The 22,351-nt window shown below is 71.2% G+C and carries 23 protein-coding genes and 2 pseudogenes; 9 read left to right on the top strand and 16 right to left on the bottom strand.

Features of this window, described 5'->3' with window-relative positions; translation table 11 throughout:
- Nucleotides 1–2 precede the first annotated feature (2 nt).
- The 5 genes and pseudogenes from ACGF8A_RS13700 to ACGF8A_RS13680 form a co-directional block, all read right to left on the bottom strand.
- Nucleotides 3–878 carry a PhzF family phenazine biosynthesis protein gene (locus tag ACGF8A_RS13700; RefSeq protein WP_393107534.1) on the bottom strand — a complete coding sequence of 292 codons (876 nt, stop codon included), beginning with the start codon at nucleotides 876–878 and terminating at the stop codon, nucleotides 3–5.
- A gap of 142 nt (nucleotides 879–1,020) precedes the next feature.
- On the bottom strand, nucleotides 1,021–2,307 hold the full coding sequence (locus tag ACGF8A_RS13695; protein ID WP_393107532.1) for a ThuA domain-containing protein: 1,287 nt from the start codon (nucleotides 2,305–2,307) through the stop codon (nucleotides 1,021–1,023).
- Nucleotides 2,304–4,574 (bottom strand): RICIN domain-containing protein, encoded by a 2,271-nt coding sequence (locus tag ACGF8A_RS13690; RefSeq protein WP_393107530.1) that lies wholly within the window; start codon nucleotides 4,572–4,574, stop codon nucleotides 2,304–2,306. The genes ACGF8A_RS13695 and ACGF8A_RS13690 overlap by 4 nt, the downstream gene beginning before the upstream one ends.
- Nucleotides 4,575–4,764: 190 nt before the next feature.
- A pseudogene (locus ACGF8A_RS13685) lies at nucleotides 4,765–5,094 on the bottom strand (ricin-type beta-trefoil lectin domain protein); the annotation flags it as partial.
- 435 nt (nucleotides 5,095–5,529) lie between these two features.
- Complete coding sequence (locus tag ACGF8A_RS13680) at nucleotides 5,530–6,156, bottom strand: hypothetical protein (RefSeq protein ID WP_393107528.1); 627 nt, start codon at nucleotides 6,154–6,156, stop codon at nucleotides 5,530–5,532.
- Between the two features lie 418 nt (nucleotides 6,157–6,574).
- Here ACGF8A_RS13680 and ACGF8A_RS13675 point away from each other — a divergent pair, with 418 nt between their 5' ends.
- Both ACGF8A_RS13675 and ACGF8A_RS13670 read left to right on the top strand, forming a co-directional pair.
- Complete coding sequence (locus tag ACGF8A_RS13675) at nucleotides 6,575–7,087, top strand: GNAT family N-acetyltransferase (protein WP_393107526.1); 513 nt, start codon at nucleotides 6,575–6,577, stop codon at nucleotides 7,085–7,087.
- Between the two features lie 242 nt (nucleotides 7,088–7,329).
- A complete protein-coding gene (locus ACGF8A_RS13670) occupies nucleotides 7,330–7,461 on the top strand; it encodes a hypothetical protein (protein ID WP_393107524.1) in 132 nt (43 codons plus the stop codon).
- 66 nt (nucleotides 7,462–7,527) lie between these two features.
- On the opposite strand, the gene ACGF8A_RS13665 is transcribed toward ACGF8A_RS13670, so the two are convergent.
- Nucleotides 7,528–8,184, bottom strand: coding sequence for a TOPRIM nucleotidyl transferase/hydrolase domain-containing protein (locus ACGF8A_RS13665; protein WP_393107522.1), 657 nt, complete (start codon nucleotides 8,182–8,184; stop codon nucleotides 7,528–7,530).
- A gap of 185 nt (nucleotides 8,185–8,369) precedes the next feature.
- Between ACGF8A_RS13665 and ACGF8A_RS13660 the strand changes: the two genes are divergently transcribed.
- Nucleotides 8,370–8,585: a hypothetical protein gene (locus ACGF8A_RS13660; protein ID WP_393107520.1), complete on the top strand. Its 216-nt coding sequence runs from the start codon at nucleotides 8,370–8,372 to the stop codon at nucleotides 8,583–8,585.
- Nucleotides 8,586–8,647: 62 nt separating this feature from the next.
- On the opposite strand, the gene ACGF8A_RS13655 is transcribed toward ACGF8A_RS13660, so the two are convergent.
- From ACGF8A_RS13655 to ACGF8A_RS13630, 6 genes and pseudogenes are all read right to left on the bottom strand, one after another.
- On the bottom strand, nucleotides 8,648–9,799 hold the full coding sequence (locus tag ACGF8A_RS13655) for a glutathione-independent formaldehyde dehydrogenase (RefSeq protein ID WP_393107518.1): 1,152 nt from the start codon (nucleotides 9,797–9,799) through the stop codon (nucleotides 8,648–8,650).
- A gap of 169 nt (nucleotides 9,800–9,968) precedes the next feature.
- Nucleotides 9,969–10,262, bottom strand: coding sequence for an MFS transporter (locus ACGF8A_RS13650; RefSeq protein ID WP_393107516.1), 294 nt, complete (start codon nucleotides 10,260–10,262; stop codon nucleotides 9,969–9,971).
- A gap of 154 nt (nucleotides 10,263–10,416) precedes the next feature.
- Entirely contained in the window at nucleotides 10,417–10,875 is a 459-nt protein-coding gene (locus ACGF8A_RS13645) for an SRPBCC family protein (RefSeq protein WP_393107666.1), read from the bottom strand.
- 137 nt (nucleotides 10,876–11,012) lie between these two features.
- A complete protein-coding gene (locus tag ACGF8A_RS13640; protein ID WP_393107678.1) occupies nucleotides 11,013–11,354 on the bottom strand; it encodes a hypothetical protein in 342 nt (113 codons plus the stop codon).
- Between the two features lie 49 nt (nucleotides 11,355–11,403).
- Nucleotides 11,404–11,781, bottom strand: a pseudogene (locus ACGF8A_RS13635) (PfkB family carbohydrate kinase); the annotation flags it as partial.
- Nucleotides 11,705–13,012: an MFS transporter gene (locus ACGF8A_RS13630; RefSeq protein WP_393107514.1), complete on the bottom strand. Its 1,308-nt coding sequence runs from the start codon at nucleotides 13,010–13,012 to the stop codon at nucleotides 11,705–11,707. The gene ACGF8A_RS13630 and the pseudogene ACGF8A_RS13635, both read right to left, overlap by 77 nt.
- Before the next feature lie 271 nt (nucleotides 13,013–13,283).
- On the opposite strand from ACGF8A_RS13630, the gene ACGF8A_RS13625 reads away from it, so the two are divergent.
- From ACGF8A_RS13625 to ACGF8A_RS13610, 4 genes are all read left to right on the top strand, one after another.
- Complete coding sequence (locus tag ACGF8A_RS13625; protein ID WP_393107512.1) at nucleotides 13,284–13,757, top strand: CGNR zinc finger domain-containing protein; 474 nt, start codon at nucleotides 13,284–13,286, stop codon at nucleotides 13,755–13,757.
- A gap of 499 nt (nucleotides 13,758–14,256) precedes the next feature.
- The gene (modA, locus tag ACGF8A_RS13620; RefSeq protein WP_393107510.1) at nucleotides 14,257–15,084 is read left to right on the top strand and encodes a molybdate ABC transporter substrate-binding protein; all 828 of its coding nucleotides are present in this window, start codon (nucleotides 14,257–14,259) and stop codon (nucleotides 15,082–15,084) included.
- 38 nt (nucleotides 15,085–15,122) lie between these two features.
- Nucleotides 15,123–15,959, top strand: a complete 837-nt coding sequence (modB, locus tag ACGF8A_RS13615; RefSeq protein WP_393107664.1) for a molybdate ABC transporter permease subunit — start codon at nucleotides 15,123–15,125, stop codon at nucleotides 15,957–15,959.
- Nucleotides 15,956–17,041 carry an ABC transporter ATP-binding protein gene (locus ACGF8A_RS13610; protein WP_393107508.1) on the top strand — a complete coding sequence of 362 codons (1,086 nt, stop codon included), beginning with the start codon at nucleotides 15,956–15,958 and terminating at the stop codon, nucleotides 17,039–17,041. The genes modB and ACGF8A_RS13610 overlap by 4 nt, the downstream gene beginning before the upstream one ends.
- 211 nt (nucleotides 17,042–17,252) lie before the next feature.
- Here the strand turns inward: ACGF8A_RS13610 and ACGF8A_RS13605 are convergent, their stop codons facing one another.
- The 3 genes from ACGF8A_RS13605 to ACGF8A_RS13595 form a co-directional block, all read right to left on the bottom strand.
- Nucleotides 17,253–18,137 carry a cytochrome c biogenesis CcdA family protein gene (locus ACGF8A_RS13605; RefSeq protein ID WP_393107505.1) on the bottom strand — a complete coding sequence of 295 codons (885 nt, stop codon included), beginning with the start codon at nucleotides 18,135–18,137 and terminating at the stop codon, nucleotides 17,253–17,255.
- Nucleotides 18,138–18,143: 6 nt separating this feature from the next.
- Nucleotides 18,144–18,716, bottom strand: a complete 573-nt coding sequence (locus tag ACGF8A_RS13600) for a TlpA family protein disulfide reductase (RefSeq protein WP_393107503.1) — start codon at nucleotides 18,714–18,716, stop codon at nucleotides 18,144–18,146.
- A 444-nt stretch (nucleotides 18,717–19,160) separates the two neighbouring features.
- Nucleotides 19,161–19,838: a haloacid dehalogenase type II gene (locus ACGF8A_RS13595; protein WP_393107501.1), complete on the bottom strand. Its 678-nt coding sequence runs from the start codon at nucleotides 19,836–19,838 to the stop codon at nucleotides 19,161–19,163.
- Between the two features lie 25 nt (nucleotides 19,839–19,863).
- Here ACGF8A_RS13595 and ACGF8A_RS13590 point away from each other — a divergent pair, with 25 nt between their 5' ends.
- The gene (locus ACGF8A_RS13590) at nucleotides 19,864–20,205 is read left to right on the top strand and encodes a hypothetical protein (RefSeq protein ID WP_393107676.1); all 342 of its coding nucleotides are present in this window, start codon (nucleotides 19,864–19,866) and stop codon (nucleotides 20,203–20,205) included.
- Here the strand turns inward: ACGF8A_RS13590 and ACGF8A_RS13585 are convergent.
- Nucleotides 20,117–20,629 (bottom strand): helix-turn-helix domain-containing protein, encoded by a 513-nt coding sequence (locus ACGF8A_RS13585; protein ID WP_393107498.1) that lies wholly within the window; start codon nucleotides 20,627–20,629, stop codon nucleotides 20,117–20,119. The genes ACGF8A_RS13590 and ACGF8A_RS13585 overlap by 89 nt on opposite strands.
- 215 nt (nucleotides 20,630–20,844) lie before the next feature.
- Here ACGF8A_RS13585 and ACGF8A_RS13580 point away from each other — a divergent pair, with 215 nt between their 5' ends.
- A complete protein-coding gene (locus ACGF8A_RS13580; RefSeq protein ID WP_393107496.1) occupies nucleotides 20,845–22,257 on the top strand; it encodes an ABC transporter substrate-binding protein in 1,413 nt (470 codons plus the stop codon).
- The last annotated feature ends 94 nt before the right edge of the window (nucleotides 22,258–22,351 follow it).

The raw sequence follows: 22,351 nt of genomic DNA, 5'->3' as shown, positions 1-22,351 counted from the left end.
CGTCACCCGATGCGGGCGCCGGTGCCACTCACGCGAACGCGCCGCTCACCCGCGCGCAGCGTCACCGTGAGCTCGCCGGGGCGGCCCAGGTCCTCGCCCTGGTGCAGGGTGAGGACGGCGTCCTCGGGCACCAGGCCGAGTTCACGGGCGTACGCGCCGAACGCGGCGGCCGCCGCGCCGGTCGCCGGATCCTCCACGACGCCGCCGACGGGGAACGGGTCACGGACATGGAAGACGGTGGCTGACTCCCGCCACACCAGCTGGAGCGTGGTGAGGTCCAGACGGTGCATCACGGCTTCGAGGCGCGCGAAGTCGTAGGCCAGGTCCGCGAGGCGTGTGCGCGTCGCCGCCGCCAGGACGAGATGGCGGGCACCGGCGAACGCGATGCGGGGCGGGAAGCCCGGGTCGAGGTCGGCCGCGTCCCAGCGGAGCGCGGCGAGCGCCTCCGCGAGGTCGGCGCGGGCGATCTCCTCGATGTGCGGCTCGACGCTGGTGAGCGTGGCCCTGAGCGCGCCGCCCTCCTCGGTCACCTCCACCGGGACGGTGCCGGCACGTGTCGCGAAGACCAGTTCCCCCGGTCCTGTCCGCTCGGCGAGCGCGAGGGCGGTCGCCACGGTGGCGTGGCCGCAGAACGGCACCTCGGCCTTGGGACTGAAGTAGCGGATGCCGTAGGACCGCCCCTGCGGGCCGCCGAGGCCCTCCGGGGGCGGGGTCAGGAACGCGGACTCCGAATAGCCGAGGCCGGCGGCGATGGCCAGCATGTCGCCGTCGTCGAGATCGGTGGCGTCCAGCACGACCCCGGCGGGGTTGCCGCCGTCGGGGGTGCTGGAGAAGGCGGTGTATCGCAGCACCTCGGGCCGCGGCGGTGGCGTCGTCATGCTCGTCGCAACACGAGGCCGGCCCGCGACTATTCCAGGGCGACCACGGATCCCGGTCGCGGGACGCCACCACATGGTGGTGGCCCCCTCCCGCCCGAATCGGGCGGGAGGGGGCCGTGGAGCCGTGCGGCGACCCTGTCCGTCAGGGCTGCGCGTCCAGGAGGAAGCTCTGGGCGGCGGAGTTGTCGCACGGCCGCTGCACCAGTTGCACGCCGTTCGCCGAACTGCCGGTCGAGCTGAGGCACTTACCGCTGTGCCGCGCGACGAAGCGGTAGCTGCCGGACGCCTCCCGTACCGGCCGCCACTGCTGATTGCCGCCGCCGCCGTACGCCCACAGCTGCAGCGGCGCGTCGTCGGCGGTCGAGACGCCGGTGACGTCGATGACCTGCTGCGGGTTGCCGCGGATCGCGATCCGCGAGTAGCCGCTGTCGGTCGGGCGGAACTGGAACTGCTGGGCCAGGGTCCCGTTGCAGGTGTACTGCTGGATGGGTGTGCCGTTGGCGGTGGCCGCCGCCCTGGCGTCGACGCAGGCTCCGTTCGCGCTGTTGGCGACCGAGTACCACGCCGTCTCGGAGATCGGGCCGGCCGGCGGGTCGGGCTCCTCTCCCGCTCCGCCGAGCCATGTGAGGCCGTCGATCAGGAAGCGGTTCTGCGTGGGACTGGCGAACGTCGAGGAGAGCCGCGTGTTGGTCTCGTAGTTCATGGCGTTGTGCCCGAAGTTCGCGTACAGCATCCGGTACTGGGTGTTGGTCCACAGGATCGGGTAGTAGCCGCTGTACCACGACTGGTCCGGGTCGGTTCCCAGCGGGAAGCCCGACGGGTCGACCGAGGCCAGGATCTTGATGTCGGGCCTGGTCCGCAGGTCGTGGGACCAGCTGTACCACTCGCTGACCGCCGAGGTGAACGTCGCCGGCAGCGCGGCGGTCGAAGGGTGCGTGCGGTCCTCGGTGCGCAGGACCGCTGTCGTGGGGCCCCAGGTGTTGGACCTGAAGTTCCCGCTGCCGAGGAAGGTGTCGTAGTACCAGGGCCAGGATGCGGCATCGGTGGTGAAGGCGGAGACGTGGAAGCCCAGCCAGCCGCCGCCGGCCCGCATGTACCGTTCGAAACCGGCCCGTTGCGCGGCGGTCTTGGGCGCGTCGTCCAGGAAGAGGACGACCTGGTAGGCGTCCACCCCGCCGTTCGCCAGGAGGTTCCAGTCGGTGGTCGCCGTGTAGGTGAAGTCGTTCTGCGCCGCGGCCTGCGGGAACCACGCGTTGGCTTCCTCGACGAAGTCGATGTGCGCGGGGTCCCAGGTTCCGTTGTAGAAGGCGATGACCCTGAACGCGGGTGCCGAGGGTGCGGCGGACACGGTGGGCCCTGCGTGGGCCGGGGCGGTCAGCCCCAGCACCACGGCCAGCAGTGTCAGAAGGCGTGCTGCGAGCCGCCTCACGGGTAGCTCACCAGGTTGGCGACGTTGGTGGTCGAGTTGGACGGCCCGCCCCGGTCGTTGATGACGTGCCGGATGGTGCCGGTGCCGCCCAGTGACACGGTCACCATGTTCTGGAAGCGGACGTTGGGCTTGTCGGGCACCTCGAAGGCGCGCTCGGCGGTGACGCCCGGGTTGACGTTGAAGAAGCAGTAACTGCCGAGCCCGTAGGCCTGATGGCTGGTGACGGAGTCGGCGACCTTGTAGGCGGCGTAGCCCTGGGTGGATCCGTTCATCCAGGCGGCCTGGCTGGGCGGATCGTAGGGCATCTCGTTCTGGTAGAAGTACGTCCGCCCGCCGTTGCCGTTCCAGATGGTCTGGTGCTTCTGGTAGTGCTCGACGAAGAGGCCGTACATCGTGACGTTGTCGCCGTTGACGATCAGGCCGGTGTCGCCGGTGTTGGAGTTCCAGCCGATGCCCGTGCCGTGGTCGCCGCGCCAGATCCACATGTGGTCGCCGATGACGTTGTCGCTGTTGACGACGAGGCTGGTGGTCGCCTTGCCCACGGCGGCGCCGCCGACACGGAAGTAGACGTCGTGCAGCGAGGTGGGGTTGGCCGCGTGACCGGCCGACGCCCCGGCGGGCCCGATCTCCACCAGGGTCTGGGAGTTGGTGGTGCCGGCGTCGAAGAGGACACCCGCGATCTTCACGCCGTCGACGTCCGCGACGGTCATGGCCGTGATGCCGTTGTCCGGGATGAAGGTGGCCAGTCCCAGTCCGAGGACCACGGTGTCGGGCCGGGTCACGCGCAGTGTCTGGTTCAGGTGGTAGACGCCCGGAGTGACCAGGAGGTTCTCGCCCTCGGCGAGCGCGGCGTTGATCTGCGCGGCGGTGGCCCCCGGCTTGACGACGTGGAACTGGTCCATGCCGAGCGAGGCGCCGGGGGCGTTGCCGCTCGCCCATGTGGTGGCCGAGGAGTTGGTCCGCAGGGCCGGGACGAACACCCGGTAGGCGCCCGAGCCGTCGACGTACAGGAAGGGCTTCTCCCGCACCGCCGGGGTCTGGTCGACCGTGGTGTAGGGCGGGTTGGGGAACGTGTTGCCCGGCACGCCCTGGCTGCCTACGAAGACCATGTTCCAGTTGGAGCCGGTCCAGCTGCCGAGCTGCGAGTTGCGGGTCAGCCACTGCTGCTGGGTGCCGGAGCGGACCTGGCCGTCGATCTTGGTGTCGGCCATGAACCCGCCGCTGGACCAGCCGCCGTCACTGAGTTCCAGGTTGCCGCGCACATGCATGCGCCGGTACGCGGAGGCCTGTGAGACCGCCCAGCGGTCCGTGCCGCCGGTGGGGTTCACCGAGAGGTTCTCGGCGCCGCGCCAGAAGTTGTGGGTGGCGTTCTGCGGCGGGAACCAGTCCGCCTCCACGTGCACGGCACCGTTGATGGTGACCGAGTCGGGAGACTGGCCCAGGCCCAGGACCTGGGTGTAGAAGCCGACGTTGACGTCGTTGCTGTAGGTGCCGGGCTTGAACAGGATCGCATGGCGCTGCGAGCCGAACTGGTTCGTCTCCTGCTGCCGGAAGATCGAGTCGAGGCGGCTCTGAATCGTCGACGACGGCATCGAGGGGTCGAAGACGGCGACGTTCGGGCCGAGGTCGACATCCCCGGGCGCGGTGCTCACGGGCGTGACCTGGAAGCGCTGCGCCGCCGAACCGTTGCAGGTGTACTGCACCAGCTGCACGCCGTCGGCCGTCGATGCGGACGGCACGTCGAGGCACTTGCCGCTGTGCCGGCTGACGAAACGGTAGGCGCCGCCGCCCTCGTCCACGGCCTGCCACTGCTGGTTGTTGCCACCGCCGTACGTCCACAGGTGCACGGCCGCGTTGTCGGCGCTGGACACGTTGCTCACGTCCACCACCTGCTGGGCGTCGTTGCGGTTGCCGATGCGCACGTAGCCGTCGCTGGTCGGGGTGAAACCCCACTGCTGCGCGGTGGTGCTGTTGCAGGCGTACTGCTGCACCGCCGTGCCGTTGACCGTCCCGGCCGCCCGGGCGTCCAGGCACTTGCCGCTGCCGCTGTTCACCACCGTCGCCCAGCCCGTCGGCAGGGCGGCCACCGCCGCGGTGCCCGAGGAGCCTTGCGCCTTGGCGGCGGTGGCCTGGGCCGGCTGGACGGCCGTGAGGACGGAGGCGACGGTGGCGGCGGCCGCGAGGACGACGGTCCACGGGCGACGGGCACGGCCCAGGGGAGAGCCGCTGGAGCGGTCACGTACGGGTGGTCGCGAGGAGCGAGGCATGGTGTCTGCTTCCTGTGCCGCCGAGGCGGCTCGGGTGGGGGACGGGGAGGAAAGCGAGGAGGAAGGCGGGGAGGAACGAGGAGGAAGGCGAGGAGGAAGGCCGGAGGAAGGCCGGAGGAAGGCCGGAGGAAGGCGCGGGCCGGCCGTCGCCCGGTCAGTCGTTGTACTGGGCGAAGACGCGCGTGAAGTCCCAGGGCTGCTGGGAGACGCCCGAGCAGGTGTCGGCGGTGCCGGCCGAGGCGACGTCCAGACACTTGCCGAGCGCGCGGACGGTGCCGTCGCCGCCGACGGTCCGCTGCTGTGCGGTGGTGCCGTTGCAGTCGTAGAGCTGCACGGCAGTGCCGTCGACCGTCGCGGCGCCCGCGACATCGACGCACTTGCCGCCGAGTCCGGTGATCTGTCCGGTGGCCGCCGCGGCGGCGCCTGCCGGGGTGGAGTTCAAGCCTGCCAGGAGGGCGGCGGCGACCGCCGTACCGAGCCCGGCGCGCCCCGCGTGCCCGGGGAGGAGTGGCGTGGTCATGCGTCGGTGTCCTGTTCTGCCGTCATCCGGCCGGCACGAAAGTCCCCGCTGCCCCACCTCCAAGACCGCGCCGGTCATGAGCCATCGGGACGGCGAGCCGGAGGACCGGCAGGAGCAGTGTGATGGCGTGTCTATGACAGGTGGGTGTGAGGAGGGGGCTGCGGTGTCACGTGGCGGCTGCGATGTGGGGGAGCTGGGGAGTCAGAGCGGACCGCTTACTTCACACCGTGATTTAAGAAGTGACAGAAAACTCCTGTCAAGAGCTTGGTACGGTCCAATCGCTGAACGGCGTCGGCCAGTTGGACTCGCGGGCAGCCGCGCGCGCGGCGCCGGGGCTACGGTGTGAGAGGAACACACCTGCCGCCCCGCAGGCGAGTGCCGCGGGGGCGGGGCGGTGGCGAAGAGGCTCCGGAAGCCGCAGCCTTGGAGGTCGCGTCAGTCCGACTGCCGCGGGAGTTCCCCGGCCTGCGTGGGCGCCGCGACCGTCTCCGAGGCGGTGTAGAAGACGGACGAACCCTGCTTGGTGCGCTGGGCCTGGTTCTTGGCCACGAGCCCTTCGAGCGTCGTGCGCACGACAGTTGTCTTGACGGTGCGCTCGGGGTGCTGCTGGCCCAGTGCGGTGGTGATCTCGGTGGCGGAGCGGGGTTCGGCCTGGCCGGCCAGCTGCGCGCGTACGAGTTCGACGAGCGTGGGTGAGGTCGGCGACGCCGCCGCCTTCGTGGCGCCCTTCTTCTCGGTCCGCTTCCGGGCCGCGGCGGTCGGCTTCTTCTCCTTGGCCTGCTTGGTCGTCTTCGAGGCGGCCGCCGCCTTCTTGCGGGGCGCGGGCACCGCCGCGGCGGGTGCGGGTGCCGGGACACCGAGGGCCTGCTGGATGTTCACCAGCACCGTGTGGTCGTGGCGCAGGCCGGTCAACTGGGCCTGCAGTTCCTCGATTTCGGCGCTGAGGCGCTCCTGTTCCTTGATATTGCGGTCGAGGTCGCCGGCTACCTGTGCGCTGTACTGAGAAGTCAACTCGGTGGTTTCCGCGATGGGTTCGGCAGTGGTTTCGGACAAGGTCCTCACATCTTTCCTGGGAGTCGTGTCCTGCGGGCGGCAGGCCCGTGGCGTATGCGAAATCCAACGTGTGCGCATTTCGCCTGCTGCTGTGCGGGCGGTGGCGGTTACTGCCGCACACAGTTGTGTTGCAGTGATGGTACGGAAGATGTCCGCTCCGTAGTGGGTGCCGACAGCGGTACACCGTGAGGCAGGAGTATGCACGACGGCGTGCTTCGCGCGGTGTTAGGGTTGTTGTGTCCGTGCTGATCAGGTGCCGAGTAACAGGGAGGTGAGGTTGATGACCGTGCTCGAGGCCACCGTGCGCAGCGCCCGGGTCTCCCTCACTTCCCGGGCCGTGGCCTGACTCCGTCCATTGTCGCCTCGCTGAGCACGTGAGCTCACGGGGCGACCACACGAACACCTCCTGAATCGGAACTTCACCGTCATGAGCAGAAACTGGACGACGCGCGCGGAAAGCAGCGCCGATATCCCCGCCATCCGTGAGATCAACCTCGCGGCCTTTCCCACCTCCGCGGAGGCAGACCTCGTCGACGCCCTGCGCGCCGACCCGGCCGCATGGATCGAGGGCCTTTCTCTCGTCGCGGTGGACGAGTCGGGCCGCCCGGTGGCCCACGCGCTGCTGACCCGCTGCCATGTCGACGACACCCCGGCGCTGTGCCTGGCCCCTTGTGCCGTCCTGCCGGAACGGCAGCGGACCGGTGCGGGCAGCGCGGCCGTACGGGCGGCCCTGGCCGCGGCGAGGGCATTGGGGGAGCGTCATGTGGTCGTCCTGGGGCACCCGGACTACTACCCTCGTTTCGGATTCACCCGCGCCCGTGACCATGGGATCCGTGTGACGATCGACGTTCCCGACGAGGCCCTGATGGCGCTGGGTCTCGACGCCGGCCACCCGCTCCCGAGCGGCACGGTCCATTACGCCGCTCCGTTCGGTATCTGACCCGGCCCGTGCCGCGTGGGGGATTCCGAACTCCCGCGCGCCGTCCGCCTCCCTCACGTCCCTCGCCCCGGCTCCTTCGCCGCTGTCCGGCGGGAGCGGCGGGGATCAACTCGCGGAGAGCGGCACGCCCGGACCGGCGCTCGCCGTCGGCGCGGCGGCTCTCGTCTGCGCCGGCGGCCTCGGCGGGCATCGGCGACGCGTCGTGGCACGCCACGGTCACCGTCACCGCGGAGGCCTTCACCGTGCGGGAGACGCTGGTGCTGGTGGTCGTGGGCAGGACGCTGGTGGTCCTCAGCGAGGCGGGCAGTCCCGCGGCACCGCCCCGCTCCAGGACGCTGGGCCTGGCACGCACCGCGGCCGCACGCGTGCCCTGACCGGAGTTCCGTCCTGGCGCGGGGCGGGGCGCCGGGATATGAGAGCCGAATGACGTGACGGCCGCGTCAGACGTGCGTGAGCAGCCGCGCCAGCGGCCGGGGAACGCGGTCGGGGTCCAGGTGCGCGACCAGCGCCTGCGCGTACAGGGCCTTGCGACCGCTGTGCGTGCCCATGAAGCGCCGCAACTGGTGCTCCACGGGGCGTCCCCGCTGTGCCGGCTGGCCCCGGAACGTGCGGAACGGACGCGTCTCGCCCTGGTCCTCGATCACCTGTTGCACGCCTGCGGCCCCGAGGGCACGGATCAGCTCGTCCTCCAGGTCGGCGACGCAGATGTGGAACCCGAGGGTCTCCAGTTCGGCGGGGGTGAGACCGGTGCCCAGCCCGACCCGCTCCAGATGACGCCGGAAGTGCCGCTCCTCGCCGATGTCGCAGAGGCCGGCCAGCGGGAGGCCGAGCCCAGGGGGACCACACACGTCCAGGAAACGCCCGATGTTCGTCGCTCCCCCGAGCGGAACCACCGCGACGCCCTCCGCTTCGAGGTCGCGGCCGTGGCGCGCGGCCAGCGCTTCTAGCGCGACCTGGTCACTGCTCCCCTCGACGAGCACGATCGTCCGCGCACCGCCGCCGGCCAGCTCCCGGGCCACCTCGGCGGCCTCACCCGCCCCCGGCCCTCCGGCCGCCCACGCGACCAGCGCACGGCGAAAACGCCTCAACTCGTCCACAGGACCTCGCTTCCCGAGGCCATCGTGGCACGGGCGAGATCTCAGACGCACGCACGTTTTCCGGGGCGGCGACACAGCAAGCCGCGGAACCTCCAGCGGCCCCGCCTGCGACCGCGCCGGCGGGGCCGCTGGAGGTGCGCAGCGCCCCGAATGCGGGTGTCCGGCGCAGCCCGCATCCTGTTGCCATGGCCATCGCACCGCCCGTCGTGATCTACCCACCCGCCGGGGACGGCGGCAGGCGGGTCCGCGTCGACCGGCACTTCGTGGGGATGGCGTACGGGCTCCTGGACATCGTCGAGTTCCTGCGGCTCGCGGGTCTCGACGACGTGGACGACGACTGGGTACGCCGGTCCGAGCTCGTCGAGTGGCGTGGCGGCGGCCCGGACGCGTGGGAGGGCTGAGGGCCGCCGGCGCCGGTGAGGGCAGGACGGCCCGGGCACCGGTGTGTGCCCGGGCCCGTGGCCTACGCGGCGAGTGCGTGGCCGGGGTGCAGGACCACCTTGGTGTAGCCCTCGATGCGCTTGTCGAACTTCTCGTACGCCTGCGGAGCGTCCTCCAGCGGCAACTCGTGGGAGACCACGAAGCTGGGCTTGGCACGCTCGGCGATGATCAGATCGCGCAGCTGGCGGTTGTACCGCTTGACGTTGCACTGGCCGGTGCCCATCTTCTGGCCCTTCTCGAACATCCTGCCGATCGAGACCAGGAGCTGGCCGTGCTTGGCGTGCTCGTCGGGTCCACCCGGGTCGGACGGTACGTACAGGCCGGGAATGCCGAGCCTGCCGGTCGCCCGTACCGTTTCGACCAGCGCGTTGAGGACGATGGCCGGTTCCTCGTGGCTGGTGTCGTGTGCCTGGGCCTGGTATCCGACCGCGTCCACGCCCTTGTCGGTTCCTTCTCCGTTCGTCTGTTCCTTGATCTGTTCGGCCGGGTCGCCCTTGGTGAAGTCGATGGGGATGGCCCCGATCTCCTGCGCCTTGGCGAGCCGCTCGGGCACCCGGTCGACGGAGAACACCTTCGACGCACCGCGCAGCAGCGCCGAGTAGGCGGCCATCAGGCCCACCGGCCCGGCGCCGTAGACGGCGACGCTCTCCCCGGGTATCACCTGGGCGAGCTCACAGCCGTGGTAGCCGGTCGGGAAGATGTCGGCGAGCAGGACGAAGTCCGTCTCGAACTGCTCGCCCGCCGGCAGCTTCAGGCAGTTGAAGTCGGCGAACGGAACACGCAGCCGCTCCGCCTGCCCGCCCTTGTACGGGCCCATGGCCACGTAACCGTAGGCACCGCCGGCGAAGCCGGGGTTGACCGTCAGACAGAAGCCCGTCTCGCCCGCGAGGCAGTTCTTGCAGAATCCGCACGCGACGTTGAAGGGCATCACGACACGGTCGCCCTCGGCCAGGGAGGTCACGCCGTTGCCGACCTCCTCTATGACGCCCAGGTTCTCGTGTCCGAAGACAATGCCCGGCTCCGCTGCCGTGCGGCCTTCGTACATGTGCAGGTCGGAGCCGCAGATCGCGGACGACGTGACCCGTACGAGCACGTCGTTGGGGTGCTGGATCCGCGGATCGTCGACGTCCTTCACCGTGACGCTGAAGGGCCTTTCGTAGACAACGGCTTTCACCCCTGTCACCTCCCGTGAAGCGGTGGAGGGCGGCCTGGAGGACGAGCCGTTGCCGGGGACGCACAGAGGAAGGCGCGGCTTTCGGTATGCGCCGCGATCATGGGCTCGCCTCACCGCCGGTACTTCCAGGGAACGCCCATGGGGGAGGGGTCGCAACCCGCCTGGGATCTCATCGGCGTGGGGAGTTCGGGGGCTGTGCCGATGCCATGCCCGCTGTCGGGGACGTCGGCTCCGCGGCGCGCGACCGCGCACGCGGCGGAGCGAGCGTGAACACGACCACGCCCCAGCAGAAGACCCGGCGGTTGCCCAGCCGGTCGCCCAATGCGCCAGCGGTCATCAGGAAGCCGGCGAGGACGAGGGTGTATCCGCCGGTGATCCAGTGGATGCCGGTGAGCGAGGCGGACAGTTCCCGGCCCACGACCGGCACGGCGACGTTGATGATCGTCACGTCGAGGATCACCATGAAGTACCCGGTACACACCGCCGTCAGCGGCGCCAGGGACCGCCTTCCGCCGGGCTCCGCGGCTGGTGCGCAGGAGGACACAGGCATCACGGTCTGCTCATGAGGATCCGCCTGGAAGAGCGCACCGACGGGACTGGGACTCCTTCGAAGAGCCTCAGCGCTGAACGATCGCCGACTCCGCCGCCGCCTTGATCCGGGCGCCGAAGCCGTCGGCGTCCTTGCGTGCGGCGGCCAGGGCGAGACCTACGAGGAGCTTGCCCAGGCCGTGACCCTCCAGGACGTTGAAGAGACGGACCCGGGTCCTGCCGCCGTCCAGGCGCTCCAGGTCGTACCCGCCCTCACGTGCCGTCACCGCGTTCCTCGACACCTCGGCCCAGCGGATCCTCACCGGGGCCTCGAGCTCGGTGATGCGGAACTCCCTGGCGGTCTTCATCCCGGCGTCCTTGACCGTGCTGCGGAATACGGTCCCCACGGCGGTCGGCGCTTGCGGGACTCGCTCGATCCGGAGCACCCGGGGGCTGAACTGCGGGTCGTTGCGTCCGTCGGCGAGGTAGTCGAACACCGCCTCGATGGGCCGATCGACCTCGACCGTCGCTTCAAACTGTCCTGACATGCGCACCCCTGATCGGTTGAGCCGCGTCGCTTCCGCGCCCTGTCGCACGTCCGCCGTACGGGCGGCGCCGGGGCAGTCACGCCCTCGCGTGAAGGAACGTGAAGGTCGTGGCCGTCCGTCGTGGCGGCACCGCGACCTTACCGGCACCCCGGCACGTCCCGCGAGGCGAACGGCACCACCACCACGGGCGCGCAGGGCCCGTCCGGCGGACCGTGCCGCGGACGGGGCACCGCCGGTTCCCTGCGACCGAGGGGCCGCACGGCCCACCGGCCGTCTCCCGCGGCGCGAGCGGGGCGGGGTACGGCTCGCCGACGCCGGCCGAGCGGCCTGACCTCCTCCCATCGTGTCGCCTCGGCGAGCTGGCGGCGGGAGTAGCCCTGCGCCATGGTCGCCGCGTTCGCGCCCAGCAGCAGCGCCGCCCACTCGTGCTGGGACGGCGAGGAGCCGACCGGTGCCCGCGCTGCCCGGCAACGGGTCATGGTCGCTCGCGACCTGGAGCGCCGAACCCGCCGTGACGTGTCCGAGCCGCAGTGCGCGTTCCATGTCCCCGTCGCGCAGCAGGCCGGCGAGGAATCCGGCGGCGAACGCGTCCCCCGCCCCGACCACCTCCCCCACCTCTCCGCGCAGGGCGGGCACCGTGCACACGCCCGCGTCGCCGAAGGCGGTGGCCTCGCGACCGCCTTCCTTGACGACCAGCAGGCGGGGCTGCGGCAGCGACTCCCGTACTCCGGCCGGTTCCAGACCGGCCCCCCACAGTTCCCGTGCCTCGTCGAGGCTGCGTCCCGCGAAATGTCCTTCCGCGCTCTCGCGCCCCCTGCTGTCCTCGCGGTCAGCTGCCGTGCCTCGGCCCGGAATCCGTGGCCCGGCCCGCCGCGGCCACCTCCAGCCGGTCGGGCGCGACGTCACGGTCCGTCGAGGAGGCCACGAGTACCGGGCCCGTGACGGAAGTCCTGCGGCCGGCGAACTCCGACCCGGTGGCCAGCAGCGCGAACACGATGACCCCGGCGCCGTAGAGCGTGGCCGTGGCGTTCAGACCGAGCGACGGTACGGCGAGCCCCGCCAGCACGGCGGGAACGCTGAGGGCCAGATAGCTGACGACGTAGACGGCGGCGATCAGCTTCGCCCGGTCCCCGGGGCCGGCCAGCGCGGCGAGCGAGCGGAAGGCACTCAGGAAGGAGCTGCCGAAGCCGGCACCGGCGACGGCGGTCGCGAGGAAGAACAGGGGTGCCGAGGACACCGCGAGGGCGAGCAGGGTGAGACCGGTCCCGGTGGCGAGCACCAGGGGCCCGGCGGCCGTCACCCGCCGCGGTGCGCCGTGCACCAGCAGTGAAGCGGCCGCTCCCGCGCCGAAGAGGGTGGTCACCACCAGTGCGCCGACCAGATGACTGGCGATGTGCAGCTCCTCCGTGGTCAGCGAGGGGCCGAGCGCGAGGTGGAGGCCACCCAGTGCCCAGGTGGCGATCAGGGCGGGAGCGGCCGTCAGGAAGGTCCTGCGGGCATGGGACGGCACGGCCACCCGCGGCCGCAGCGAGGCCCAGGCGCCCGGGCGCGGCGTGACCGGCTCCGGCAGCAGGAGAACGGCCGCGGCCAGCACCACGAAGAGGACTGCGAACAAGGCGAAGACCAGCGTGGTGGGGGCCGGCGCGTACTGCGCCAGCAGTCCCGTGCCCAGCGCACCGGCGGCCAGTCCGACAGCGGGCGCGAGGCTGTTCAGCAGTGGGCCGAGGGACGAGGCCGGTGACGGCTGCAGATCCAGCAGCCCGGCGCTGATGGCACCGGTCGCCGCACCTGTCGCCAGTCCTTGCAGGGCCCGCGCGAGGAGCAGCGGCCCGACACCGTCGGCGGTCAGGAAGACGACCATGGACGCGACCTCGACGATCAGTGCGCCGGCGAGCACGGGACGCCTGCCGATGTGGTCGGAGAGTCCCCCGACGGTCAGCAGCGCGACCAGCAGGGCCACGACGTAGATCGCGAAGATCGTGGTGAGGACGGTCGGCGAGAAGCCCCAGCGGTCCTGGTAGACGACGTAGAGCGGGGAGGGGGCGGCGGACGCGGCAAGGATCGCCAGCAGTGTGAAGGCCAGCAGCCAGAAGGCGACGGGGCGAGGTATCCGCCCCGCCAGGAGCGTGGGGTACACGTCGGATTCTCCTCGGAGGGGGTGCGGGCGGTGACCGGCGCGAAGGTCCGGGCGGTGGCCGGCGGGAAGGGCGTGAGGATCGTTCAATCGCGGTTGTCCATGCCCCAACGCGGGCAGCCGGCGAGGTAATCCCCTTCTTGGAAATGACCATGTTCGTTAGGGTGGAGAGATGACCACGAGGGAGCGATCGGAGTCCGCGCGGGACGTGCCCGCGACTGCCGCCGCGGTCGTCGCCCTGCTGAATTCCCGGGCCCACAGGAGCGTTCGGTCGTTGCCGGACACGCTTTCGGACCCGGGGACGGCGAGCGCCGTTCTGCGCCCGTTCCGCCGTTCCGGCGCGATGGAGGTGTCACCGGAGGGCCTCGCCGGGATCCGCGCCCTGCGCGCGACCCTGGTGAACCTCGTGACGGGGCAGGACGGGACCGAGGCGGCGAAGGCCTGGACGGAACTCTCCGAAAGGACCTCGTCCGTCACGCTGCGGCAGGAGTTCTCGGCGCCCGGGAAGGTGCGGATGCGGCAGGTGACCGGCGACCCCGTGATCGGCGGCATCACCCTCGCGGTGGCGGAACTGGTGGAGGACGGCACCTGGTCCCGTATCCGCGTCTGCGCCGATGAGCGCTGCGGCCACGCCTTCTACGACAGCACCCGCAGCCGTACCCGGCGGTGGCACTCCTACGAGACGTGCGGCAACAGGAGGAACGTGGCCGCGTACCGGGCCCGGCAGAAGGCCCGGCTCGAGGGGTGACGCGGGGAGCTGCCGGTGATCGGCCGTGCCCGGGAGACCAGTTCGCCCGTCCCCATGCGGTGACGGGCCGGGCGTGGTCGTCGGCGCTCGTGCTGGTGCCCGGCGTTCGCCACCGGCCGCCACCGGGTCGTCTCGGCCTCCTCGGCCCTTCGGGCGATCCCTCCGAGCAGCGAGGACCGTTCTTCCTGCGCCGTTCCAGGACCGTCGAGCGGCACCTGCGGCGCATGCGGACCCCGGGCAACCGTTCTGTAGGAACGCACATGCCATGCATATGGAGCGAGATCGCGCCTCATACAAAGCAACAGGGGACTTTTCCCTAGCATCTGCGCCAGTATGATCGGCGTATGGAGGTCTCCCGGACCGCAGGCGCGGACCGCCGTACCGGGCGGAGCCGGTGCTCCGGCGGCTGGGGTGATCAGCCGTGTGGTCGTCGAGAGGCAGCGCAGAAGGCCGGAAGGCCGTGGCTGGGTCCGTCAGGACCAGAGGGAGTGGACCCGTGATGACCCGTTCCATGCGCCGGACCCACCGGATGCTGAAGGTGACCGGCGCGGGTGCCGCCGCACTGCTGGCCCTGAGCGCCTGCTCGTCCTCGGAGGACTCCGTGTCGGCCCGGTCGGGTTCCTCCGCGTCGGCCGGCGCCTCCGGAGAGGTGTCAGGAGAGGTGACCGTCTTCGCCGCCGCGTCGCTGAAGGAGAGTTTCACGACGCTGGGCAAGGAGTTCGAGAAGCTGCACCCCGGTACGGAGGTGACCTTCAGCTTCGGCGGCAGCGACGCGCTGGCCGCGAGCATCACCGGTGGCGCCCCCGCGGACGTGTTCGCCTCGGCCAGCCCGAAGACGATGAAGATCGTCACGGACGCGGGGGACGCCTCCGGTACGCCCGCCGCCTTCGTCCGCAACCAGCTGGAGATCGCCACCCTGCCGGGCAACCCGGACAGGATCGCCTCCCTCGAGGACCTCACGAACCCGGGCCTGAAGGTCGTGCTGTGCGACAGGACGGTGCCGTGCGGCTCCGCCGCGCAGAAGGCCCTCGGCGCGAGCGCGCTGAAGCTCACGCCCGTCTCCTACGAGGAGGACGTCAGGTCCGCCCTCAACAAGGTGGTTCTCATGGAGGCCGACGCCGCGGTCGTGTACAAGACCGATGTCCGCGCGGCGGGTGACAAGGTGGAGGGCGTGGACTTCCCCGAATCGGCCGACGCCGTCAACGACTACCCGATCACCCTGCTCAAGAGCTCGCGGAACACCGGGGCCGCCGAGGCCTTCGTCGAGCTGGTGCAGTCCGCCGAGGGCCAGAAGGTCCTGACCGAGGCCGGGTTCCTCACGCCGTGACCGGTTCCTCGCAGGGGAAGGCCGACGCCGCGGACAGCGTGTCCGCCGGCGCGGGGCGTCGGCGCGTCCACCCCGGCCGCAAGAGCCGGGGCGTCCTCCGAGGAGCCCCGCTGCCCCTGCTGCTGCCCGCGCTGATCGGCCTGGCGTTCCTGGTCCTGCCGCTCCTCGCCCTGCTGTTCAGGGCCCCTTGGCGCAGCATGCCCGACCTGCTCACCAGCCCCGAGGTGTGGCAGGCGCTCCAGCTGTCCCTGATCTGCGCGACCGCGGCGACCGCGGTGAGCCTGGTGATCGGGGTCCCGCTGGCCTGGTTGCTGGCCCGGGTCGAGTTCCGCGGGCGCGGGCTCGTCCGTGCCCTGGTGACACTGCCGCTCGTCCTGCCACCCGTGGTCGGAGGTGTGGCGCTGCTGATGGCGCTCGGCCGCAACGGGGTCGTCGGACGGTGGCTGGACGACTGGTTCGGGCTCACGCTGCCGTTCACCACCACCGGTGTCGTGGTCGCCGAGGCGTTCGTCGCGATGCCCTTCCTCGTCATCAGCGTGGAGGGCACCTTGCGCGCCGCCGACCCGCGCTACGAGGAGGCCGCCACGACCCTGGGTGCGTCCCGTTTCACCGCGTTCCGCCGGGTCACGCTGCCGCTGATCGCCCCCGGTGTCGCCGCGGGCGCCGTGCTGGCCTGGGCCAGGGCGCTCGGTGAGTTCGGCGCGACCATCACCTTCGCCGGCAACTTCCCCGGCCGCACCCAGACCATGCCCCTCGCCGTCTATCTCGCCCTCCAGAGCGACCCGGAGGCGGCTGTCGCCCTCAGCCTGGTCCTGCTCGCCGTGTCCATCGCGGTCCTCGCGGGGCTGCGTGACCGCTGGATGACCGCCTCATGACCGACACCGAGAAGACCCCCATGAGGGCTTCGGCCCCGGCCTCCGAGGGGCTCGACGCCCGGCTGGTGGTGGAGCGCGGCGCCTTCCGGCTCGACGTGGCGCTCACCGCGGCGCCCGGTGACGTGGTCGCGCTCCTCGGTCCCAACGGCGCCGGAAAGACCACCGCGCTGCGCGCACTAGCCGGCCTCGTTCCGCTCACCGGCGGCCATCTGCGCCTCGACGGCGCCGAGTTGGACCGTACGCCCCCGGAGTCCCGCCCGGTCGGCGTCGTCTTCCAGGACTACCTGCTCTTCCCTCACCTCACCGCGTTGGACAACGTGGCCTTCGGACCGCGCTGCCACGGCGCCGGAAAGGCGCAGGCCCGCGCCGAGGCCGCCGGCTGGCTGGACCGCATGGGCCTCGCCGACCAGGCCGGCAGCAAGCCACGCAGGCTCTCCGGCGGCCAGGCCCAGCGTGTCGCGCTGGCCCGCGCCCTGGCCACCCGCCCGCGTCTGCTGCTGCTCGACGAACCGCTGGCCGCCCTCGACGCCCGTACCCGGCTCGACGTCCGCGCCCAACTCCGCCGTCACCTGGCCGGCTTCGAGGCGGTCGCCGTGCTGGTCACGCACGACCCGCTGGACGCGATGGTCCTGGGCGACCACCTCGTCGTCATCGAGCACGGCCGTGTCGTGCAGGAGGGCACCCCCGCCGACATCGCCCGCCGTCCGCGCACCGACTACATCGCCCATCTGGTGGGCCTGAACCTCTACCGCGGACTGGCCGCAGGACAGACAGTCCAGATCGACGACGGGCCCGCGATCACCACCACGGAGGACCTCACCGGCCCGGTCTTCGTCGCCTTCCCGCCCAGCGCGGTCACCCTGCACCGGGACCGCCCCGCCGGTTCCAGCGCCCGCAACCACTGGCGTTGCGAGGTCGCCGGCCTGGAGACCCACGGCGACCAGATCCGCGCCGCCCTCACCGGCGAACTCCCCCTCGCCGCCGACCTCACCACCATCGCCGCCGCCGAACTGGGGCTCCGCCCCGGAGGTGAGGTCTGGGCGACGGTGAAGGCGACGCAGACGCACGCGTACCCTGCCTGAGCGGACCGGGACGCCGGACGGCCGGCCCAGGAGTGCAGGCGACTCAGCGGCACGCGCACGCTGTGCGGGTCCCTGACGGGTAGAGGTTCAGGCTCGCAGGAGGAGATCTGACCAGAAGGTGGCGGGTAGGTGTCACCACCGACTGCCCGGACCCGCCGGCTCAGCCGGGTAGCCGCGCCGGATCGACGGATGCCCTGGTGTCGCGGCCTGCCTAGGGGGCAGGTGCCTTGTCGGGCTCCGTCGACTTCCTGGATGCCGTACGGGGGCGTAGGCGGAGTGCCACGACCCCGATGACGAGCAGGACGGCGAGGACGACGGCCATGACTCCCGGGCCTGCTGCGTCCAGGGCGTCGGCGAGGGCGCGCTGGACCGTTCCGGCGGTGTCGATGACGGGGTCCTGGGTGGTGGGGTCGTCCTGGACGCGGATCTCGTACCAGCCGTAGTAGGCGACGTAGGCGCCGACCAGGAGCAGGAGGCCGCCGCCGGTGCGTGAGGCGACGGAGCCGAAGCGGCGCATGCGGCCGACGCGGGCGCTGCGGGTGAGGGCGACCGACAGGGCGGCGGTGCCGACGATCAGGCCCATGCCGACTGCGTACGCCGTGAACAGGGTGATGCCTTCGAGGGTGGATCCGCTGCGGAAGGCGGAGACGACGATGGCGAGAAAGGGGGCGATGGTGCAGCCGAGGGAGGCGACGGCGTAGGCGGCACCGAACAGGGCCATGGACGGCAGGGAGCGGGTGACGGCGGGGGCGCGGCGCAGTCTGGGGCCCAGCGCGGGCAGGCTGCGGCCGGCGAGGAGCCAGCCGCCGACGAGCGTGAGCAGCAGTCCGAAGCCGATGGTGAACCAGGGCAGGTGTTGCTGCACTTGGCCGGCGACGGGTGCGATGGCGAGTCCGAACAGGGCGAACACCGCGGCGAATCCGGCGGTCATCGCGGCAGTCGCGACCAGGGCACGAGTGAGGGCGGCGGCGCGGGTGGGGTGGTCGTCGCCGAGGACGAGGAGGGAGAGGTAGGCGGGAAGGAGGGCGAAGCCGCAGGGGTTGACGGCCGCGAGCATGCCCGCGGTGAGGGCGAGGGCGAGGGGCAGGTCGGACATGGCGGTTCAGCCGACGAGGGGGCTCAACTTGTCGGCGAGGCCGTCGCCCGCCGGGAGGCTGCCGGTGAAGACCGCCTTTCCGTCCTTGTCGAGAACCACGTAGAAGCTCTGCTGGGTGATCTCGAACTTCTTCCAGATCTCCCCGGCCTCGTCGGACAGGTTCGGGAAGCTGCCGACTCCAGTGTCCTTGACGAAGTCCTGCATGGCCTGGCGCTTGTCGAGTCCGGCGACCCCGATCACGTGCGCCTTGCCCTGGTACTGGGCGGCGACCTTGGCGGTTTCGGGGCCCTGGGCCTTGCAGGTGGGGCACCAGGGGGCCCAGAACCACAGCACGGTGGGCTTGCCCGCCAGTGTGGCTGCGTCGAAGGGCCGGCCGTCCACGGTCGTGCCGGTGAACCGGAGTGCCTCGGGAACCGCTGACGTTCCCACGCTGTCCTGTTCCGCCGTCGAAGTGCCGGACGTCGTAGGACTGGCCGAGGCCGCTGGGCCGTTGGAGGCGGTGTTGTCCTGGGTGCCGCAACCGGCCAGGGTCAGCGCGGTGGCGGCCATGACAGTCGGGAAGAGCAGACGGGCACGCATGAAGGACAGCTCCTGGTGATCGGGGTCGGTCGAACTGTAAGCCGGTGGCGGGCGCGTGGAGGCAGGGCGGGTGCTTACGGTTCGGTGACGTCGGCCTGCGCGCGTACATCCGCTGCCCGAGGAGCACCATCTCACCGAAGGCGGCGCTCGGGGTGATGATGGCGCAGGGCAGGGCGTTGCCGTCGGCGGAGACCGGGAAGAAGCGGACCCGGCCCTCGTTGGGGAACAGCGTGATCGTCAGGTGGACCAGCCGGCCGACGAAGAAGTCGGCGGAGCCGAGGAGCCCCGCGACCAGAGTGATCGTCGTGGTGTCCATGACCGGCACGGAGACCGACGATCCAGATGCCCATGCCCATGCCCATGCCCATGCCCATGCCCAATGCCGAGGCCGCCGCGGTGGATGCGCCGACGCGGCCACCCGCGTGGCGATGGCCGCCATGGCGATCAGCCGATGACGCACGCAAGTTCTGCGAGGTCCTCAGCGGCAAGTGCGGGCTCGGTCAGCGAGCGCGGGTAGGCGGTGCGCCCGCGCCGCAGCCAGGCCCCGACCAGTCCCGCCCGCTGAGCGCCGTCGACGTCCCACGGGTGGACGGCCACGAGCATGGCCTGCGCAGGACGAACGCCGGCCTGATCGACCGCGTAGCGGTAGGCGCGCGGGTGCGGCTTCCAGCGGCGAGGACCGGTGACGTCCCACAACGCCTCGAAGCAGTCCCGGACGCCTGCCCTGTCCAGGAGCCCCTCGGTGAGGGCGCTGCTGCCGTTGGTCATGGTCACCAATCGGTATCCGGCCGCGCGTAGCGCCCGCACTCCGGCTGCTACGTCAGGGTGTACCTCCAACTCGGCGAATCCGGACACCACGTGGTGGACGGCGGCCTCCAGATCGGTGGGCTCGTGCGCCGTTCCCGCCAGCAGTGCGCGCAGACTGTCGCGGGCGAGGCCGGCGAAGTCGGCATAGGCGTCGGCTGCCGCGAGCGCGAACCCGTCGCGGAGAATCCCGGCGAACCACAGCGGCATCAGGTCCTCCGGGGCGCCGATCCCTTGGAACCGGCCGCGCAGCGGGGTCAGGTCGCTGAGGGTCTCGTTCACGTCGAAGATCAGCAATGATGGCCGTTCAGCGGGCATGTTTCCGTCCTCCTGGACTGGGGTCGTGAGGGAACGAGGGGGCTGGACTGTCCGCATCCTCCGTCGTCCCGTAGCCGACCCACGCCAGGGCGTACCGGACCGGCATGTCGTGCTGGGGGAGCTGGGGCTGGATCCGGCGCTCGGTGACCGCGCCGTGCCGGTCCTCATAGGACACCAGGGCGGTGCGACGCCGCGCAAACGCGTCGAGCAGTGCTTTCGTCAGCGCCGGCGGGGTGCGGTGCAGCCGGCGGGCACCGGCACGGATGCGGCCTGCCCGATCAGGATCCGCCGGCGCAGCGCGAGGATCCGGCGTGCCCGCGCCGGCGCGGACGCCGCTGCGACCTTGCGGGTGATCGAGCGCGGGTAGTCCAGGAGCAGTGGGGGACCGGCCTTCTCGGCGAAGGTGAGGCTGAGAAGCGGGCCGAGCGCCTCGGACTCGTTGAGGTGGACCCGGCCGAGAGACCAGCCGGGTGCGAGGCGCAGCCCGCCGCCGGTCCTCCGGTCGCCTCGACGGGGACTCCCGTCTCCCGCAGCAGCGCGAGGTCGCGGTGCAGGGTGCGCGTACTGACCCCGAGCTCCTCGGAAGGCCGGACGTCGGTGATGCCGAGGCGGACGCCGGGTTCCGGAACGCGGGCGAACTCGGCGGCAGCACGGGCCTCATACGGCCCCGGTCTCCACCTCCCTCGGCGTACGCCCCGCCCCCAGCCCCGTCGGCCTACGCCTGCCGCTCGTGACCCACGCCGGGCAGGGCACCGACAACCGAACAGTGGCCCTTGACCGAGCCGGCCCACGGCCCACAATCCCGGCCCAGGCGTGCGCCTTGCAGGGTTCGGTCCGCTGATCCCAGTGGACCGCACCCCTCTGACAGCTGATTGTCGAGCAATTTCGAAGTCAACGCGATATCTTGCGTTCACTTGTCGGGGGTGGTTGAGTGTGGCCCGCCCCACAACGCATCAGCCGACCGGTGGTGGGGCGACCTCCACGTTCATGCCCGAAGGGGTCCACCATGAGAAGTGCCCGGTTCCGCCGTACCCGCCGCGCCGGCGCGGTCGCCCTCGTCTCCGCCCTGACCCTGACCGCCCTCGCCGCCTGCGGCACGAGCAGCAGCGACGACGGCGGCGGTGCCGAGGGGAGCGGCTCGTCAGATCCGTCCGCCCCGCTGGACCCGGGGACGAAGGTGACGATCACGATCGACTGCATGCCTCCGGCGGCGAAGGCGGCCGAGCTGAAGGAGTGGAAGGAGGACGTCACCGAGTTCAACAAGACCTACCCGAACGTCACCATCGAGGGCCGCTCCACCCCGGGCCAGTGCCTGGAGCCGCCGCGCTTCACCGCCATGCTCAAGGCCAAGTCCCAGCCGGACGTCTTCTACACGTACTTCACCGACCTGGCTCAGGTGCTGGACCACGACGGCGCCGCCGACATCTCCGCGTACGTCAACGACAAGACCGTGCCGCTGCTGAAGGACATCGACCCCGACGTCCTCGGTTCACTCAAGCACGACGGCAAGCTCTACGGACTGCCCACGAGCAACTACACGATGGGCCTGCTGATCAACCGCAAGCTCTTCGAGCAGGCCGGCCTCGACCCCGACGGCCCGCCGCGCACCTGGGACGAGGTCCGCGCCGCGGCGAAGGAGATCGCCGGCCTCGGCAAGGGCGTCGCCGGCTTCGGCGAGTACAGCGCGGGCAACACGGGCGGCTGGCACTTCACCGCGCAGATGTACAGCCTCGGCGGCGACATCGTGGACGCGAGCGGAAGGAAGGCCGCCTTCAACGACGAGCTCGGCAGGCAGGTCGCCGAGAACCTCCACGCCATGCGGTGGGAGGACGACAGCATGGGCCAGACCCAGTTGCTGAAGTGGGGCGACCTGCAGAAGCAGATCGCCACCGACAAGCTCGGCATGTTCCTCGCCGCCCCCGACGACATCGCGTACATGGTCCAGCAACTCGGCGCGAAGTACGAGAACTTCGGCATGGGCCCGATACCCGGCGGCAAGAACACCCTGGCCGGCGGCAACAACTACATGATCAAGCAGGGCATCTCCGGCGACAGGATCAAGGCCGCCGTCGCCTGGCTCAACTTCAAGAACCTCACCGTCGGCAAGGGCCAGTTCGACTGGGCGCGCGCGAAGGCGGACGGCCTGCCCGTCGGTGTCCCGCAGCCCAACTTCTGGCTGAACGAGTCCAAGACCAAGGACGACGCCGCCCGCGCGGAGCACGCCACCATGCCGGTCGCCAACTTCAGGACGTTCATGGACAACCCCGTCGCGGGCAAGGCCGAGCCGCCCAAGGCGCAGGAGATCTACAAGGTCCTCGACAACGTGATGTCCGGCATCCTCACCAACCGCAACGCCGACGTCGGCAAGCTCCTGTCCACCGCCGAGACGCAGGTCAACCAGGTCCTGGCCAACCAGTGACATGACCGGGCGGGCCGGTTGCCGACCGCGGCCGCCCCGCCCGGCGGCGGCCCGCCCGCCCCGGCAGCAGACAAGGCGAGTCCAGCACCAAGGA

The sequence above is a fragment of the Streptomyces sp. NPDC047706 genome (assembly GCF_043204795.1).
In the GTDB taxonomy this organism is placed as follows: Bacteria; Actinomycetota; Actinomycetes; order Streptomycetales; family Streptomycetaceae; genus Streptomyces.
The sequence above is the reverse complement of the archived record's forward strand: the minus strand, read 5'-3'. Positions and strand labels throughout refer to the sequence as shown.

Bases quoted from the DNA above. Each gene is read 5' to 3' on its own strand.
- ACGF8A_RS13660 (WP_393107520.1), top strand. From the start codon at position 8,370: ATGGCCATCGCACCGCCCGTCGTGATCTACCCACCCGCCGGGGACGGC.
- ACGF8A_RS13580 (WP_393107496.1), top strand. From the start codon at position 20,845: ATGAGAAGTGCCCGGTTCCGCCGTACCCGCCGCGCCGGCGCGGTCGCC.
- ACGF8A_RS13610 (WP_393107508.1), top strand. From the start codon at position 15,956: ATGACCGACACCGAGAAGACCCCCATGAGGGCTTCGGCCCCGGCCTCC.
- ACGF8A_RS13605 (WP_393107505.1), bottom strand. From the start codon at position 18,137: ATGTCCGACCTGCCCCTCGCCCTCGCCCTCACCGCGGGCATGCTCGCG.
- ACGF8A_RS13640 (WP_393107678.1), bottom strand. From the start codon at position 11,354: ATGACCCGTTGCCGGGCAGCGCGGGCACCGGTCGGCTCCTCGCCGTCC.
- ACGF8A_RS13600 (WP_393107503.1), bottom strand. From the start codon at position 18,716: ATGCGTGCCCGTCTGCTCTTCCCGACTGTCATGGCCGCCACCGCGCTG.
- ACGF8A_RS13595 (WP_393107501.1), bottom strand. From the start codon at position 19,838: ATGCCCGCTGAACGGCCATCATTGCTGATCTTCGACGTGAACGAGACC.
- ACGF8A_RS13690 (WP_393107530.1), bottom strand. From the start codon at position 4,574: ATGCCTCGCTCCTCGCGACCACCCGTACGTGACCGCTCCAGCGGCTCT.
- modA (WP_393107510.1), top strand. From the start codon at position 14,257: ATGACCCGTTCCATGCGCCGGACCCACCGGATGCTGAAGGTGACCGGC.
- ACGF8A_RS13675 (WP_393107526.1), top strand. From the start codon at position 6,575: ATGAGCAGAAACTGGACGACGCGCGCGGAAAGCAGCGCCGATATCCCC.
- ACGF8A_RS13700 (WP_393107534.1), bottom strand. From the start codon at position 878: ATGACGACGCCACCGCCGCGGCCCGAGGTGCTGCGATACACCGCCTTC.
- ACGF8A_RS13650 (WP_393107516.1), bottom strand. From the start codon at position 10,262: ATGGTGATCCTCGACGTGACGATCATCAACGTCGCCGTGCCGGTCGTG.
- ACGF8A_RS13645 (WP_393107666.1), bottom strand. From the start codon at position 10,875: ATGTCAGGACAGTTTGAAGCGACGGTCGAGGTCGATCGGCCCATCGAG.